Genomic DNA, 14,735 nt, shown 5'->3' on the forward strand with positions numbered 1-14,735 from the left:
CGGGCCGAATGCGAGCCTGCAAAGAGGCTGATCAGGTCTGAGCCATGTCCACGAAGCGCGAGTAGTGGCCCTGGAAGGCGACGGTGATGGTCGCGGTCGGGCCGTTACGGTGCTTGGCCACGATCAGGTCCGCCTCGCCCGCGCGGGGCGACTCCTTCTCGTAGGCATCCTCACGGTGCAGCAGGATGACCATGTCCGCGTCCTGCTCGATGGAGCCGGATTCTCGCAGGTCGGACACCATCGGCTTCTTGTCCGTGCGCTGCTCGGGACCACGGTTCAGCTGGGACAGCGCGATGACCGGCAGCTGGAGCTCCTTGGCGAGGAGCTTCAGGTTTCGCGACATGTCCGAGACTTCCTGCTGGCGGCTCTCGGCGCGCTTCGAGCCGCCGGACTGCATCAGCTGCAGGTAGTCGATGACGACGAGGCGGAGGTCGTTGCGCTGCTTCAGGCGGCGGCACTTGGCGCGGATTTCCATCATCGACAGGTTTGGGGAGTCGTCGATGTAGAGCGGCGCCTGGGAGACGTCCGGCATACGGCGGGCCAGGCGCGTCCAGTCCTCGTCGGTCATGGTGCCGGAGCGCATGTGGTGGAGGGCGACCCGGGCCTCGGCCGACAGCAGACGCATCGCGATCTCGTTGCGCCCCATTTCGAGCGAGAAGATCACGCTGGGCAGGTTGTGCTTGATCGAACAGGCCCTCGCGAAGTCCAGCGCCAGCGTGGACTTACCCATGGCGGGACGGGCGGCGATGACGACCATCTGGCCCGGGTGCAGCCCGTTGGTGAGCGAGTCGAAGTCGGTGAACCCGGTGGGCACCCCGGTCATCTCGCCGCTGCGTGAGCCGATCGCCTCGATCTCGTCGAGCGCGCCCTCCATGATGTCGCCGAGCGGCAGGTAGTCCTCGCTGGTGCGCTGCTCGGTGACGGCGTAGATCTCGGCCTGCGCGGAGTTGACGATGTCGTCGACGTCGCCGTCCGCCGCGTATCCCATCTGCGTGATCTTGGTGCCCGCCTCGACGAGCCTGCGGAGCACCGCCCGCTCGTGGACGATCTCGGCGTAGTACGAGGCGTTGGCCGCCGTCGGCACCGACTGCACCAGTGTGTGCAGATAGGAGGCTCCGCCGACCCGGGTGATCTCGCCACGCTTGACCAGCTCGGCGGCGACCGTGATCGGGTCGGCGGGCTCGCCCTTGGCATAGAGGTCGAGGATCGCCGTGTAGACGGTCTCGTGGGCGGGCTTGTAGAAGTCGTGGCCCTTGATGATCTCCACGACGTCCGCGATGGCGTCCTTGGAGAGCAGCATGCCGCCGAGGACGGACTGCTCGGCGTCGATGTCCTGGGGGGGCACGCGCTCGAAGCCGGAGGACCCGCCGTCCCAGTCGTCCTGCCCCCGGTCGTGCTGGTCGTCACGGCCCCTGCCACGACCACGGCCTCGGCCCTCGCTGTCGCCGCGCTGGCGGGAAACAGGCAGACGGTCACTTGGACCGGTCTCGGCCCAGGGCTCGTCCAACGGCTCGGGAATGCTCACCGGGCCACCTCCTCCCGTCCGCTCCGCGGACCTAGCCGTGCCACTCTTTCTACGGCACGACACTGACAAAACGAGAAGCCCGACTCCGCTTTTCGCGCGTCGGGCGCCGGACCACGTTAGGCCCGGGAGCGGCGTCAGCCAATCTGGTTATCCACAGGGCATGTGGACGAACGACCGGATGCTGTGGAGAAGTCTCCGGAACCTGTGCACGGACCGGGGGACAGCACTGTGGACAAAGTCATAGCACCTCCACGATGACCGGTCTGACCTGCTCTTTCTCCATCCACCGGCTGTGGGGGAGAAAAACTTTCCCGACTGGCTCAAGATCATGGCAAACGGCCCGCACAGGAACCGGATCCCACTCCGGAGGTAAGGATCGCAGATGCATTGCATCCATTACCTGTGGAAGATTAGATTGACCCCATGAAACAGGCCTCCGCGACACCGGGGAACGACCGGCGCAGCTCTCGACGTCGACACGATCGCGAGATCGTGTCCCTCGCCGTTCCCGCCTTCGGCGCCCTCGTCGCCGAGCCGCTCTTCGTGATGGCCGACAGCGCGATCGTGGGCCACCTCGGCACCCCGCAACTGGCCGGATTGGGTATTGCCGCACCCCTACTGACGACGGCCGTGAGCATCTTCGTCTTCCTCGCGTACGCCACCACCGCCGCCGTCTCCCGCCGGGTGGGCGCGGGCGATTTGCGAGCCGCGATCCGCCAGGGCATGGATGGCATCTGGCTCGCCCTGCTCTTGGGCGCCGCGGTCGTCGCCGCCGTCCTTCCCACCGCCCCTTGGCTGGTCGGTCTCTTCGGCGCCTCGGACACAGCGGCCCCGTACGCCATCACCTACCTCCGTATCTCCGCCCTGGGCATCCCCGCCATGCTCGTCGTGCTCGCTTCGACCGGCGTGCTGCGCGGCCTCCAGAACACCAGGACACCCCTGTACGTAGCCATGGGCGGCTTCGCTGCCAACGGCGTGCTCAACCTGGGACTTGTCTACGGCGCCGGGCTCGGCATCGCCGGGTCGGCATGGGGCACCGTCATCGCCCAGTTCGGCATGGCCGCCGTCTATCTCACCGTGGTCGTACGCGGGGCCCGCCGGCACGGTGCCTCCCTTCGGCCGGACGCCGCGGGCATCAGGAACAGCGCACAGGCGGGCGTGCCGCTTCTGGTCCGTACGCTCTCACTGCGGGCCGTCCTGATGATCGCCACGGCCGTTGCCGCCCGCCTGGGGGACATCGACATCGCTGCTCACCAGATCATCCTGTCCCTGTGGAATCTGATGGCCTTCGCCCTCGACGCCATCGCCATCGCGGGGCAAGCGATCATCGGCCGCTATCTGGGCGCCGGCGACGCACGGGGCGCCAAGCAGGCCTGCCGCCGCATGGTGGAGTGGGGCGTCACCTTCGGAGTCGTGCTCGGTCTGCTCGTGGTGGCGGCCCGCCCCCTCTTCATCCCGCTTTTCACCAGCGACCAGTCCGTCCAGGACACCCTGCTGCCCGCCCTGCTGGTGGTCGCCCTCATCCAGCCGGTCGCCGGCGCCGTCTTCGTACTCGACGGCGTGCTGATGGGCGCGGGTGACGGCCCCTACCTGGCCCGGGCCATGCTGCTGACCTTGATCGTGTTCGCCCCGGTCGCCCTGCTCGTACCAGCCCTCGGCGGCGGGCTGACCACGCTCTGGTGGGCCATGGCCCTGATGATGACCGTCCGCATGCTGACTCTCGTCTGGCGCGCCCGCTCCGGGCGCTGGCTGGTCACTGGCGCGACCCGCTGACCCCCAGGCCGTGAAACGCCCTGCACGACGTTTCACGTGAAACGCAGTCCCTCTTGCTCTCTTCGTTTCACGTGAAACACAGCGAAAAGGGCCGCACCCCGGGGGGTACGGCCCTTTCTGCTGTGCTGTGCTTAGGCGGCGATGACCTCGACGCCAAGCTTCGCGACAACGTCAGCGTGCAGACGCACGGACACCTGGTGAGCGCCCAGGGTCTTGATCGGCGCACCGAGCTCGACGCGGCGCTTGTCCACGTCCGGGCCACCGGCAGCCTTGATCGCCGCAGCGACGTCGGCCTGGGTGACGGAGCCGAAGAGACGGCCGGCGTCGCCGGAGCGAACAGCCAGACGCACCTTCACGCCCTCAAGCCGGGCCTTGACCTCGTTGGCCTGCTCGATGGTCGCGATCTCGTGGATCTTGCGCGCACGACGGATCTGCGCAACGTCCTTCTCGCCACCCTTGGTCCAGCGGATCGCGAAACCACGCGGGACCAGGTAGTTGCGAGCGTAGCCGTCCTTGACGTCAACGACGTCGCCGGCAGTGCCGAGGCCAGAGACCTCGTGGGTGAGGATGATCTTCATTATTCGGTCACCCTTCCCTTATCGCGCGGTGGACGTGTAGGGCAGCAGCGCCATCTCACGGCTGTTCTTGACTGCCGTGGCGACGTCACGCTGGTGCTGCGTGCAGTTGCCGGTCACGCGGCGGGCACGGATCTTGCCGCGGTCGGAAATGAACTTCCGCAGCATGTTCGTGTCCTTGTAGTCCACGTAAGCGGTCTTGTCCTTGCAGAAAGCGCAGACCTTCTTCTTAGGCTTGCGCACAGGCGGCTTCGCCATGGTGTTTCTCCTGTGTGATCAAGAAGTGGGGGTTACGAGCTGCCCTAGAAGGGCGGCTCGTCCGAGTAGCCGCCGCCGGAGCTTCCGCCCCAGCCGCCACCGCCGCCGCTGCCACCCTGCGGCTGTCCGCCGCCGGTCGGCGCGCTGGAGGCCCAGGGGTCGTCGGCGGGAGCACCGCCGCCGCCCTGTTGGCCACCGCTGGGGGCTCCGCCCCAGTTGCCGCCGCCCTGCTGCTGACCGCCGCCGCCGTACCCACCCTGGCCGCCGCGACCCGTGGTCTTGGTGACCTTGGCCGTGGCGTTCTTGAGACTGGGGCCGACTTCCTCGACGTCCAGCTCGTAGACCGTGCGCTTGACGCCCTCGCGGTCCTCGTAGGACCGCTGCTTCAGCCGGCCCTGCACGACGACGCGCATGCCTCGCTGGAGCGACTCGGCGACGTTCTCCGCCGCCTGACGCCAGACCGAGCAGGTCAGGAACAGGCCTTCGCCGTCCTTCCACTCATTGGTCTGACGGTCGAAGGTGCGGGGAGTCGACGCGACACGGAACTTCGCGACGGCCGCACCCGAGGGGGTGAAGCGCAGCTCGGGGTCGTCGACGAGATTGCCGACGACCGTGATGACGGTCTCGCCTGCCATGGATGAACCTCTCGGCGGGGATTGCTGCTGGCTGCTGTGTTGCTACTCGGACCCGATTACCTCTGAGCGGAAGCTCAGTGGGTCTCGGGACGGAGGACCTTGGTCCGGAGGACCGACTCGTTCAGGTTCATCTGACGGTCGAGCTCCTTGACGACCGCAGGCTCGGCCTGAAGGTCGATGACCGTGTAGATGCCCTCGGGCTTCTTCTTGATCTCGTAGGCGAGACGACGACGGCCCCAGGTGTCGACCTTCTCAACCTTTCCGTTGCCCTCACGGACGACGGAGAGGAAGTTCTCGATCAGGGGAGAGACAGCGCGCTCCTCCAGATCGGGGTCGAGGATGACCATCACCTCGTAGTGACGCATGTGGAACCCACCTCCTTTGGACTCAGCGGCCACGGTCGTTCCGTGGCAGGAGGGTCGTGATGCGTAAGCAACGGTATCCGCCCCCACTGACAATCCCCCTCCAGAAAGGAGCGGGACGGCATGCGGGCACGGCTGACACCGGTGCAGACCGTCCAGAGTACCTGTTGACCCGCTTCCGGTTGAAATCCAGTGGGCAGGGGACGCAATCTGTACACATCGGGTGTGTGCGGCGTCACCCTTCGCCGCCTTCCGCCAGGAGGTGCCCCATGGCACAAGCAGTGCGATCGAACGCCGTCTCCCTCTTCGCCACCGACGGCAAGCCCCATCCGCTCCAGGACATGTTCGCGGCCGTCACGGTCGTCCTGGGCGTGCTGGCCTTCACCACGGCGTGGTTCTACAACCTCCACCTGGTCAGTTCGTGGGCCGGCCTCGCCGGCATCATCACGGGCGCATACGGCCAGTTCATCTCGGCGACGACGCGCGAACGATTCCTGTTGATCCTCGGCCTCGGCGCATCCGCTGTGGGCTTCTTCCTCGGCATGGCCCACGGCGGTCTCTTCGGCGGTGTCGTCGGCGGCTGACCGCCGCTCGGTGGCCGCCACCACCGGATGGTCGTACGGGCCATCGTCGTACGGCCATCCGGGGCGCTCCTGTGGCCCAGTAGGCTTCGGCACGAGAGCCGGAGCCCCTGTACCCATGGGGACACACCTGCCGAGGAGCGCCCCGCATGAGCCTGACCCTGAGGACCATCAGCCGTGAGCAGCATCTGGCGTACATCCAGAGCCTGCCCGCGGCGAGCCACTGCCAGGTCCCGGCGTGGGCTGACGTCAAGACGGAATGGCGTTCGGAGAGCCTCGGCTGGTTCGACAAGAACGGCGAGCTCGTCGGCGCCGGTCTGGTCCTCTACCGCCAGCTCCCCAAGGTCAAGCGCTACTTGGCGTACCTGCCCGAGGGCCCGGTCATCAACTGGTACGCGCCCAATCTGGACGAGTGGCTGAAGCCGATGCTCGCGCACCTCAAGCAGCAGGGCGCGTTCTCGGTGAAGATGGGCCCGCCGGTCGTCATCCGCCGCTGGGACTCGACGGCCATCAAGTCCGGTATCCAGGACCCCGACGTGAAGCGCCTGCGCGATGTCGAGGCGACGCACATCGAGCCGCGTGCCTTCGAAGTCGCCGACCGGCTGCGGAAGATGGGCTGGCAGCAGGGCGAGGACGGCGGCGCCGGGTTCGGCGACGTCCAGCCGCGCTACGTCTTCCAGGTACCACTGGCCAACCGTTCGCTGGACGACGTCCTCAAGGGCTTCAACCAGCTGTGGCGCCGCAACATCAAGAAGGCCGAGAAGGCCGGCGTCGAGGTCGTCCAGGGGGGCTACGAGGACCTCGCCGAGTGGCAGCGCCTGTACGAGATCACCGCGGTGCGCGACCACTTCCGGCCGCGTCCCCTGTCGTACTTCCAGCGCATGTGGACGGTCCTCAACTCCGAGGACCCCAACCGCATGCGGCTCTACTTCGCGCGCCACAACGGGGTGAACCTCTCGGCCGCGACGATGCTCGTGGTCGGTGGCCACGTCTGGTACTCCTACGGCGCCTCCGACAACATCGGCCGCGAGGTGCGGCCCTCCAACGCGATGCAGTGGCGGATGCTCCGCGACGCCTACGCGATGGGCGCGACGGTCTACGACCTGCGCGGCATCTCCGACTCCCTGGACGAGACCGACCACCTCTTCGGCCTCATCCAGTTCAAGGTGGGCACCGGCGGTGAGGCGGCCGAGTACCTCGGCGAGTGGGACTTCCCGCTGAACAAGCTGCTCCACAAGGCACTGGACATGTATATGTCGCGCCGCTGACCGGTTGCGTAACCTCGTTCCTCGTACCTCCGACACATCGCAGCCATCAGAAAGGTCCGGACGGCCATGGCGCTCACCCTCTACGTCGACTCCGCTCGCTGGCGGGCGCACCAGAAGTCCGTGATCGACCAGTTCCCGGGCATCGTCCCGGTCTGCAAGGGCAACGGCTACGGCTTCGGTCACGAGCGGCTCGCAGACGAGGTGTCCCGCTTCGGCTCGGACATCCTGGCGGTCGGCACCACCTACGAAGCCGCCCGGATCAAGGACTGGTTCAGCGGTGACCTGCTCGTCCTGACGCCGTTCCGGCGCGGCGAGGAGCCGGTGCCGCTGCCCGACCGCGTCATCCGCTCGGTCTCCTCGGTGGACGGTGTGCACGCCCTGGTGGGCGCCCGCGTGGTCATCGAGTGCATGAGCTCGATGAAGCGTCACGGCGTGAAGGAGGAGGAGCTCGGCATGCTCCGCTCCGCCATCGAGGACGTACGGCTCGAAGGCTTTGCCCTGCACCTCCCGCTGGACCGCACCGACGGCTCGGACGCCGTCGAGGAGGTCATCGGGTGGATGGACCGGCTGCGCGCGGCCCGGCTGCCACTGCACACCATGTTCGTCAGCCATCTGCGTGCCGAGGAGCAGGCGAGGCTGCAACAGCAGTTCCCGCAGACCCGCTTCCGGGCCCGCATCGGTACGCGGCTGTGGCTCGGTGACCACGAGGCGACCGAGTACCGCGGCTCCGTCCTCGACGTCACCCGGGTCACCAAGGGCGACCGGTTCGGCTACCGCCAGCAGAAGGTCGCCTCCGACGGCTGGCTGGTCGTGGTCGCCGGCGGCACCTCGCACGGAGTGGGCCTGGAGGCTCCCAAGGCCCTGCACGGCGTGATGCCGCGGGCCAAGGGCGTCGCCCGCGCGGGGCTCGCCACCGTCAACCGCAACCTGTCGCCGTTCGTCTGGGCGGGCAAGCAGCGCTGGTTCGCGGAGCCGCCGCACATGCAGGTGTCGATCCTCTTCGTGCCGTCGGATTCTCAGGAGCCGCACGTGGGAGACGAGTTGGTTGCCCATCTGCGGCACACCACCACGCAGTTCGACCGCCTGGTCGAGCGCTAGCACGACCGCCCACGGGGCGCTCAGGACATCGGGCCCCTGGTCGACGACAGCCGCCGTCGACCAGGGGCCCGAGCCTTTCTACGAGGCTTCTAGGACGCAGGAGTTCTCGTGCCCCACTCGACCCGCGGCCCCTCTTCGAGCGTCGCCGCGTGCCGCGCGGGATGCGCCGCCTGCCCCAGGACGAACACGTCCTCGGCCCGGTCGAGGACCCCGCCCGACGGGTCGTCCGAACCGTCCCGTCGCACGACGTCCCGTTCCGGCATCATGATGTCGCGCACGACGACGGCACACAGATACAGCGTGGTCAACAGATGTGCGGCGATGGCTAGTTGGTAGCCCTCTGGCGGCAGGCCCTGATGCTTCTCCCCGCTCATCGTGTAGGCGAGGTACAGCCAGATCCCCAGGAAGTAGACGACCTCGCCGGCCTGCCAGATCAGGAAGTCCCGCCAGCGCGGCCTGGCGAGCGCGGCCAGCGGGATCAGCCACAGGACGTACTGCGGCGAGTAGACCTTGTTGGTGATGATGAACGCGGCGACGACCAGGAAGGCGAGCTGTGCGAAGCGCGGGCGGCGCGGTGCGGTGAGCGTCAGCACCGTGATTCCCGCGCAGGCGAGGACCATGAGGAGCGCGGCGAGCGTGTTGACCATGTCGGTGTCCAGGCCCTTGCCCGTACGCTGCGAAATGATCAGCCAGAACGAACCGAAGTCGACGGACCGCTCCTGGCTGAAGGTGTAGAACTTCTTCCACCCCTCGGGCGCGAGCATCATCACCGGCAGGTTCACGACGAGCCAGGCACCGGCGGCGCCCAGCGCCGCGGCTCCGAACTCCCGCCATTTCCCGGCCCGCCAGCACAGCACGAGCAGCGGCCCGAGGATCAGCACGGGGTAGAGCTTCGCGGCCGTCGCCAGGCCGATCAGGATGCCGAAAGCGAGCGTTCGACCGCGCGACCACATCAGCATGGCGGCCGCGGTGAGAGCAACGGCGAACAGGTCCCAGTTGATGGTGGCCGTGAGCGCGAAGGCGGGGGCCAGAGCGACGAGAAGGCCGTCCCAAGGGCGGCGGCGGTGTGTGCGCGTGACGCAGACGGCGATGACGGCCGTGCAGGCCATCAGCATCCCCGCGTTGACCATCCAGTACAGCTGCTCACGGTGCTGCATGTCTCCACTCCCCGGCGTCAGCCAGGAGGCGACCTCCATGAACAGGCCGGTCAGCACCGGGTACTCAAGGTAGTTCATGTCGCCGTTGAGGCGGTTGAAGTACGGCACGAGGTTGTCGGCGAAGCCGCGCAGCGAGTACAGGTGAGGGATGTCCGAGTAGCAGGCATGCGTGTACTGCGAATTGGCACCGCGGAACCAGGCCCAGTCGTAGCACGGCAGTTTCTGAGCCATGCCCAGGGCGAACATCCCGATCGCGACGAGCACCACGATTCTGATCGGGGTGAGCCAGTGATAGCCGGGCCTGGCCCAGCGGCCGAGCGGGCCGCCGATCAGCTGGCTGCCGGCCGCGGCGACCTCGTCCTGTTCCGTGGGGCGCACGACGGGTTCCGCGGAGTCTCCGCGCCGGTCCTCGTACACACGGGGGCTCGTCTCGCTCGTCATGCCCGACATCCTGCCGTACACCGCTGTGGATACGGGGAGCGGCCGTGTTTCACGTGAAACGAAGACGCTGTTTCACGTGAAACGAGGGGTGGTGTTTCACGTGAAACACCACCCCTCGTCTTCAGTCGGCCGGTCTAGCCGCCGGTTCCTCCGAACCAGCCGCCGGGGCCGGCGCCGGGTTTCGATCTGCTGGGCGTCGGGCTGGGGCTCATCCCACCGTCCGCTCCACCGTTCGTCGGACCCTGATTGGTGCCACCGGTGTTGTTGCAGGTCCAGTCCCACTTGCTGCAGGAGTTGCTGGGACTGGGGGACGGGGACATCGACGGGCTGCTGGACGGCTTGCCGGACGGGGACGGCGAAGGCGACGAGCTCGGGGACGGAACGGCGCTGGGGCTGGGTGACATGCCGCCGCCGTAGACCTTGTCACCGATCTTCTCGGGTGCCGGGAAGGACTCGGCGGGGGAGTCGCCGAGCGCCTGCTGCATGTAGTCATGCCAGATGGTCGAAGGGAACGAAGCGCCATGGATCTTCTCCTGGCCGCCCGTCCCGAACATCTTCAGGAACTCGCGCTTCTTGCTGGTCTCGTTGTCGTCGAGACGGTACATGCCGACGGCGGTCGAGTACTGCGGGGTGTAGCCGACGAACCACGCCGACCGGTTGCCGTCGGTGGTACCGGTCTTGCCCGCCACCTGACGCCCACTGAGCTTGGCGTTCGTTCCGGTGCCCTTGTCGACGACGCCCTTCAGCACGTCCGTGACGTTGTTGGCCACGGCGGCGGGGAAGGCGCTCTTGGTCTGGTCCTGGTGCTGGTAGATGACCTTCCCGTCCTTCTTCACCGAGGTCACGGAGAACGGGTCGCGCTGCGTGCCGCTGGCAGCGAAGGTGGCGTACGCACCAGCCATCCGGATCGCGCTGGGCGACGACGTACCGATGGAGAACGACGGCACACTGGAGGAGGCCATGCTGGTCTTGCTGTCGCGCAGGCCCGCCGCCATGGCGGCCTGCTTCACCTTGTCGGTGCCGACATCCATGCCGAGCTGGACGTAGGGGGTGTTCACCGACTCCTGCATCGCATAGCGGAGGTCTATGGCGTAGCTCGGCGGGTTGTACGACTCGTTGCCGTCGTTGGTCTGAAGCCACTCGCCGCCGTTCTGGTCCTTCCAGACGGTCCCGTCATAGTTCTTGATCTTCAGTTTGTTCTTGCCGCTGTAGATGCTGTCCGGCGAGACGGGCGTCCGGTCCGAGTCGCTCTGCGACGCGGGCTTGTTCGGGTCGCGCTTTCCGAACTGCATCCCGGCCGCGAGAACGAACGGCTTGAAGGTCGAGCCGACCTGGGCACCGGTTTCGTCGGCATTGTTGGTGAAGTGCTTGGTCGCGTCGTCGCCGCCGTAGATGGCCACGATGGCCCCGGTCTTCACATCCACCGAAGCAGCGCCGAACTGAACGAAGGTGTCCACGTCGGGGCGCTTCTTCGGATCGATGTTCTTGTCCCGGACCTTCTTGACCACGCCCTCCATCTCCTGGACCTTCTTCTTGTCGAAGGTCGTGTAGATCTGGTAGCCGCCCTTGGCCATGTCGATGTCCGGGTTGTTGTTCTTCGCGGACGCCTGGGCGAGGGACACGAGATAGCCGATCTGCCCGCCCAGATTGGCGTTCTTCTTCGGCTTGTCGGGCATCGGGAAAATCTTGTACTTCGCGCGCTCGGCCGCGTCCATGTGCTTGTCCTTGACCTCCTGGTCGAGGATCCAGCCCCAGCGCTCGGTGGCGTTCTTCGTGTTCTGCTCGGCGGTGGCCGCCGGGTCGATCTCCGGGGCGCCGGCGGGGTCGAAGTAGGTAGCGCCCTTGAGGAGCGAGGCGAGGAAGGCGCACTGGCTCGGGTCGAGGTCCTTGGCGTCCTTGCTGTAATACGTCCGGGCCGCGGCCTGGAGGCCGTAGGCGCCGCGGCCGTAATACGCGGTGTTCAGGTACCCGGCCATGATGACGCTCTTCTGCGTGGTCGCGCCGACCTTGATGGAGATGAAGAGCTCTTTGAACTTGCGGCTGATCGTCTGCGACTGGTCGTCGAGTTGGGCGTTCTTCACGTACTGCTGCGTGATGGTCGAACCGCCCTGGGTCTGGCCGCCCTTGGCCATGTTCAGCAGAGCGCGGGCGATGCCCTGGGGGTCGACCCCGCTGTCGGTCTCGAACGTCTTGTTCTCGGCCGAGATGACGGCGTACCGCATCGCTGTCGGGATCTGCTCGTACGGGATGATCTGGCGGTTGACCTCGCCGCCGGTGGCGACCATCTGCGAGCCGTCGGCCCAGTAGTAGACGTTGTTCTGGGCCGTCGCAGCGTCGGCCACATTGGGGACGGCCACCATGTAGTACGCCACACCGATGAAGGCGACCAGCAGGCCGAAGCAGCCCAGACAGCAGGCGCTGACCAGCTTCCAGGACGGCACCCAGCGTCGCCAGCCCTGCTTGCCGAAGCGCGGGTAGTCGATGAACCGCTTCTTGGATGGCCGGCCGCCGGCCGCACCGCCCCGGCCCGCGCGGCGCCCTAGCCCGCCAGGCGGCCCCGCGGCGTCGGGGGCGCGCCTGCGGCCGCCTCCGCGCTGGGCCCGGCGGGCCTCGGCCCGCCCGCCGTAGCCGGGCTCCTCCGTATGCGGGGCCGACTGGGATCCGTACGAACCGGACGGTGAGTGGGCCGAGGCGTCCGGGGATCCGGCCGCCGGCCGGGCCGCCCTGCGACCGGAGGGCTGCTGCACGGCGCGCCGGGCCGCGGCACGCCCACCGCCCTGGGGCTGCGGCGGTTTGCGACGGTGCTCGCTCATCGAACGACTACTCCTCGGGCAGGCGAGAGCGCCTGGAAACGGCAGCTGAGTTCCTGTCCCCCCGGTGTGCGCGCCTGCCCCGTGAAGGGCCCGGCCACACCGCAGCCCGTGTGCCGATGGCGCTGGGCACGCCGACGCCCCCTGACGTCACTCGGCACACAGTGATCTGCATGGCGCACAGACTACGCACGCTCAAAACCGCCCTAGGGCCGAAGTTCACCCCAAATCAGGCAAGTTGCACCCTATGAATTGAGGATGTGACGCCGTTCACCATGGCCCCTCTTGTCGCAACGGCGGCTCAGCCCTATCGTGCTGATGTATCGAGTCGATACATCAGCACGGCATAAAGGTCCCCGAAGGCTGAGGAGGCGAAGGATGAGCAGGCGCTCCGGCATCCTCGAATTCGCCGTACTCGGGCTGCTCCGCGAGGCTCCGATGCACGGTTACGAGCTGCGCAAGCGGCTCAACACCTCGCTGGGGATCTTCCGGGCCTTCAGTTACGGGACCCTCTATCCCTGCCTCAAGACGCTGGTCGCCAACGGCTGGCTCATCGAGGAGCCGGGCAGCGCTCCCGAGGACGCGCTCGCCGCTTCACTCGCAGGGCGCCGCGCCAAGATCGTCTACCGGTTGACAGGGGAAGGTAAGGAGCACTTCGAGGAGCTGCTCTCCCACACCGGCCCCGACACCTGGGAGGACGAGCACTTCGCCGCCCGTTTCGCCTTCTTCGGCCAGACGGAGCGAGAGGTGCGGATGCGCGTGCTGGAAGGTCGTCGCAGCCGTCTGGAGGAGCGCCTTGAGAAGATGCGCGCCTCCCTGGCCCGTACGCGCGAACGCCTGGACGACTACACGCTTGAGCTGCAGCGCCACGGCATGGAGTCCGTGGAGCGCGAAGTGCGCTGGCTGAACGAGCTCATCGAGAGCGAGCGGGCGGGACGGGATCAGCGATCCGGCCCCGCCACCGGCTCGGCTCAGCAGGACCACACATCAGGAGAGACGGGCGGCCTGCCCCGGCACCGGGACAGCACCCGGCCGGATCCGTCCGAGGACACCGCCAACTGAAGAGCCTGCGCACGCAGGACTTCGAAGAGATCACACAGGGAGCAACCGGAATGGGTTCGGTTCGTGTAGCCATCGTCGGCGTGGGCAACTGCGCCGCCTCGCTGGTGCAGGGCGTCGAGTACTACAAGGACGCCGACCCGGCCACCAAGGTCCCGGGTCTGATGCACGTCCAGTTCGGCGACTACCACGTCGGTGACGTGGAGTTCGTCGCCGCGTTCGACGTCGATGCCAAGAAGGTCGGTCTCGACCTCTCGGACGCCATCGGTGCCAGCGAGAACAACACCATCAAGATCTGCGACGTCCCGAACAAGGGCGTCACGGTCCAGCGCGGCCACACCCTGGACGGTCTCGGCAAGTACTACCGCATGACCATCGAGGAGTCCGCCGAGGCTCCGGTCGACGTCGTCCAGATCCTCAAGGACAAGCAGGTCGACGTTCTGGTCTGCTACCTGCCGGTCGGTTCCGAGGACGCCGCGAAGTTCTACGCGCAGTGCGCCATCGACGCCAAGGTCGCGTTCGTCAACGCCCTCCCGGTCTTCATCGCCGGCACCAAGGAGTGGGCGGACAAGTTCACCGAGGCCGGCGTCCCGATCGTCGGCGACGACATCAAGTCGCAGGTCGGCGCCACCATCACGCACCGCGTGATGGCCAAGCTGTTCGAGGACCGCGGTGTCCGTCTTGAGCGCACCATGCAGCTCAACGTCGGCGGCAACATGGACTTCAAGAACATGCTGGAGCGCGACCGCCTTGAGTCCAAGAAGATCTCGAAGACGCAGGCCGTCACCTCCCAGATCCCCGACCGCGACATGGGCGAGAAGAACGTCCACATCGGCCCGTCGGACTACGTGGCCTGGCTGGACGACCGCAAGTGGGCCTACGTGCGCCTTGAGGGCCGTGCCTTCGGTGACGTTCCGCTGAACCTGGAGTACAAGCTTGAGGTCTGGGACTCCCCGAACTCGGCGGGCGTCATCATCGACGCCCTGCGCGCGGCGAAGATCGCCAAGGACCGCGGGATCGGCGGCCCGATCCTGTCGGCGTCGAGCTACTTCATGAAGTCCCCGCCGGTCCAGTACTTCGACGACGAGGCCTTCGCCAACGTCGAGAAGTTCATCAAGGGCGAGGTCGAGCGCTAGAGCTCGCACCCCTGAGGACTGCCGAGGGTCCCCGTGCGCCGTGTGCGCCCGGGGGCC

At 67.2% G+C, this 14,735-nt stretch carries 13 protein-coding genes; 6 read left to right on the forward strand and 7 right to left on the reverse strand.

Annotated elements, in window-relative coordinates; translation table 11 throughout:
• Positions 1–31 precede the first annotated feature (31 nt).
• On the reverse strand, positions 32–1,525 hold the full coding sequence (dnaB, locus tag ACWC2B_RS11705; RefSeq protein ID WP_053724697.1) for a replicative DNA helicase: 1,494 nt from the start codon (positions 1,523–1,525) through the stop codon (positions 32–34).
• 423 nt (positions 1,526–1,948) lie between these two features.
• Here dnaB and ACWC2B_RS11710 point away from each other — a divergent pair, with 423 nt between their 5' ends.
• Complete coding sequence (locus tag ACWC2B_RS11710) at positions 1,949–3,298, forward strand: MATE family efflux transporter (RefSeq protein WP_450716302.1); 1,350 nt, start codon at positions 1,949–1,951, stop codon at positions 3,296–3,298.
• A 131-nt stretch (positions 3,299–3,429) separates the two neighbouring features.
• Here ACWC2B_RS11710 and rplI read toward each other — a convergent pair whose 3' ends face one another.
• The 4 genes from rplI to rpsF all read right to left on the reverse strand — a co-directional run bounded on the left by rplI (position 3,430) and on the right by rpsF (position 5,131).
• Positions 3,430–3,876: a 50S ribosomal protein L9 gene (gene rplI, locus ACWC2B_RS11715; RefSeq protein ID WP_053724699.1), complete on the reverse strand. Its 447-nt coding sequence runs from the start codon at positions 3,874–3,876 to the stop codon at positions 3,430–3,432.
• Positions 3,877–3,894: 18 nt separating this feature from the next.
• A complete protein-coding gene (rpsR, locus tag ACWC2B_RS11720; RefSeq protein ID WP_005315025.1) occupies positions 3,895–4,131 on the reverse strand; it encodes a 30S ribosomal protein S18 in 237 nt (78 codons plus the stop codon).
• Between the two features lie 44 nt (positions 4,132–4,175).
• The gene (locus ACWC2B_RS11725; RefSeq protein WP_450716303.1) at positions 4,176–4,766 is read right to left on the reverse strand and encodes a single-stranded DNA-binding protein; all 591 of its coding nucleotides are present in this window, start codon (positions 4,764–4,766) and stop codon (positions 4,176–4,178) included.
• A 74-nt stretch (positions 4,767–4,840) separates the two neighbouring features.
• Complete coding sequence (gene rpsF / locus ACWC2B_RS11730) at positions 4,841–5,131, reverse strand: 30S ribosomal protein S6 (RefSeq protein ID WP_053724701.1); 291 nt, start codon at positions 5,129–5,131, stop codon at positions 4,841–4,843.
• A gap of 266 nt (positions 5,132–5,397) precedes the next feature.
• On the opposite strand from rpsF, the gene ACWC2B_RS11735 reads away from it, so the two are divergent.
• From ACWC2B_RS11735 to ACWC2B_RS11745, 3 genes are all read left to right on the forward strand, one after another.
• A complete protein-coding gene (locus ACWC2B_RS11735; RefSeq protein ID WP_450716304.1) occupies positions 5,398–5,712 on the forward strand; it encodes a hypothetical protein in 315 nt (104 codons plus the stop codon).
• 146 nt (positions 5,713–5,858) lie between these two features.
• The gene (locus ACWC2B_RS11740) at positions 5,859–6,977 is read left to right on the forward strand and encodes a lipid II:glycine glycyltransferase FemX (protein WP_114038676.1); all 1,119 of its coding nucleotides are present in this window, start codon (positions 5,859–5,861) and stop codon (positions 6,975–6,977) included.
• A 66-nt stretch (positions 6,978–7,043) separates the two neighbouring features.
• Positions 7,044–8,075: an alanine racemase gene (locus tag ACWC2B_RS11745; RefSeq protein WP_450716305.1), complete on the forward strand. Its 1,032-nt coding sequence runs from the start codon at positions 7,044–7,046 to the stop codon at positions 8,073–8,075.
• A gap of 89 nt (positions 8,076–8,164) precedes the next feature.
• On the opposite strand, the gene ACWC2B_RS11750 is transcribed toward ACWC2B_RS11745, so the two are convergent.
• Together ACWC2B_RS11750 and ACWC2B_RS11755 are read right to left on the reverse strand one after the other, a co-directional pair.
• On the reverse strand, positions 8,165–9,673 hold the full coding sequence (locus tag ACWC2B_RS11750; protein ID WP_450716306.1) for a glycosyltransferase family 87 protein: 1,509 nt from the start codon (positions 9,671–9,673) through the stop codon (positions 8,165–8,167).
• Between the two features lie 134 nt (positions 9,674–9,807).
• A complete protein-coding gene (locus tag ACWC2B_RS11755; RefSeq protein WP_450716307.1) occupies positions 9,808–12,486 on the reverse strand; it encodes a transglycosylase domain-containing protein in 2,679 nt (892 codons plus the stop codon).
• A gap of 375 nt (positions 12,487–12,861) precedes the next feature.
• Between ACWC2B_RS11755 and ACWC2B_RS11760 the strand changes: the two genes are divergently transcribed.
• Positions 12,862–13,545, forward strand: a complete 684-nt coding sequence (locus tag ACWC2B_RS11760) for a helix-turn-helix transcriptional regulator (RefSeq protein WP_450716308.1) — start codon at positions 12,862–12,864, stop codon at positions 13,543–13,545.
• Positions 13,546–13,595: 50 nt separating this feature from the next.
• A complete protein-coding gene (locus tag ACWC2B_RS11765) occupies positions 13,596–14,678 on the forward strand; it encodes an inositol-3-phosphate synthase (RefSeq protein ID WP_399048809.1) in 1,083 nt (360 codons plus the stop codon).
• Positions 14,679–14,735: the final 57 nt, after the last annotated feature.

The sequence above is a fragment of the Streptomyces sp. NPDC001415 genome (assembly GCF_053597395.1).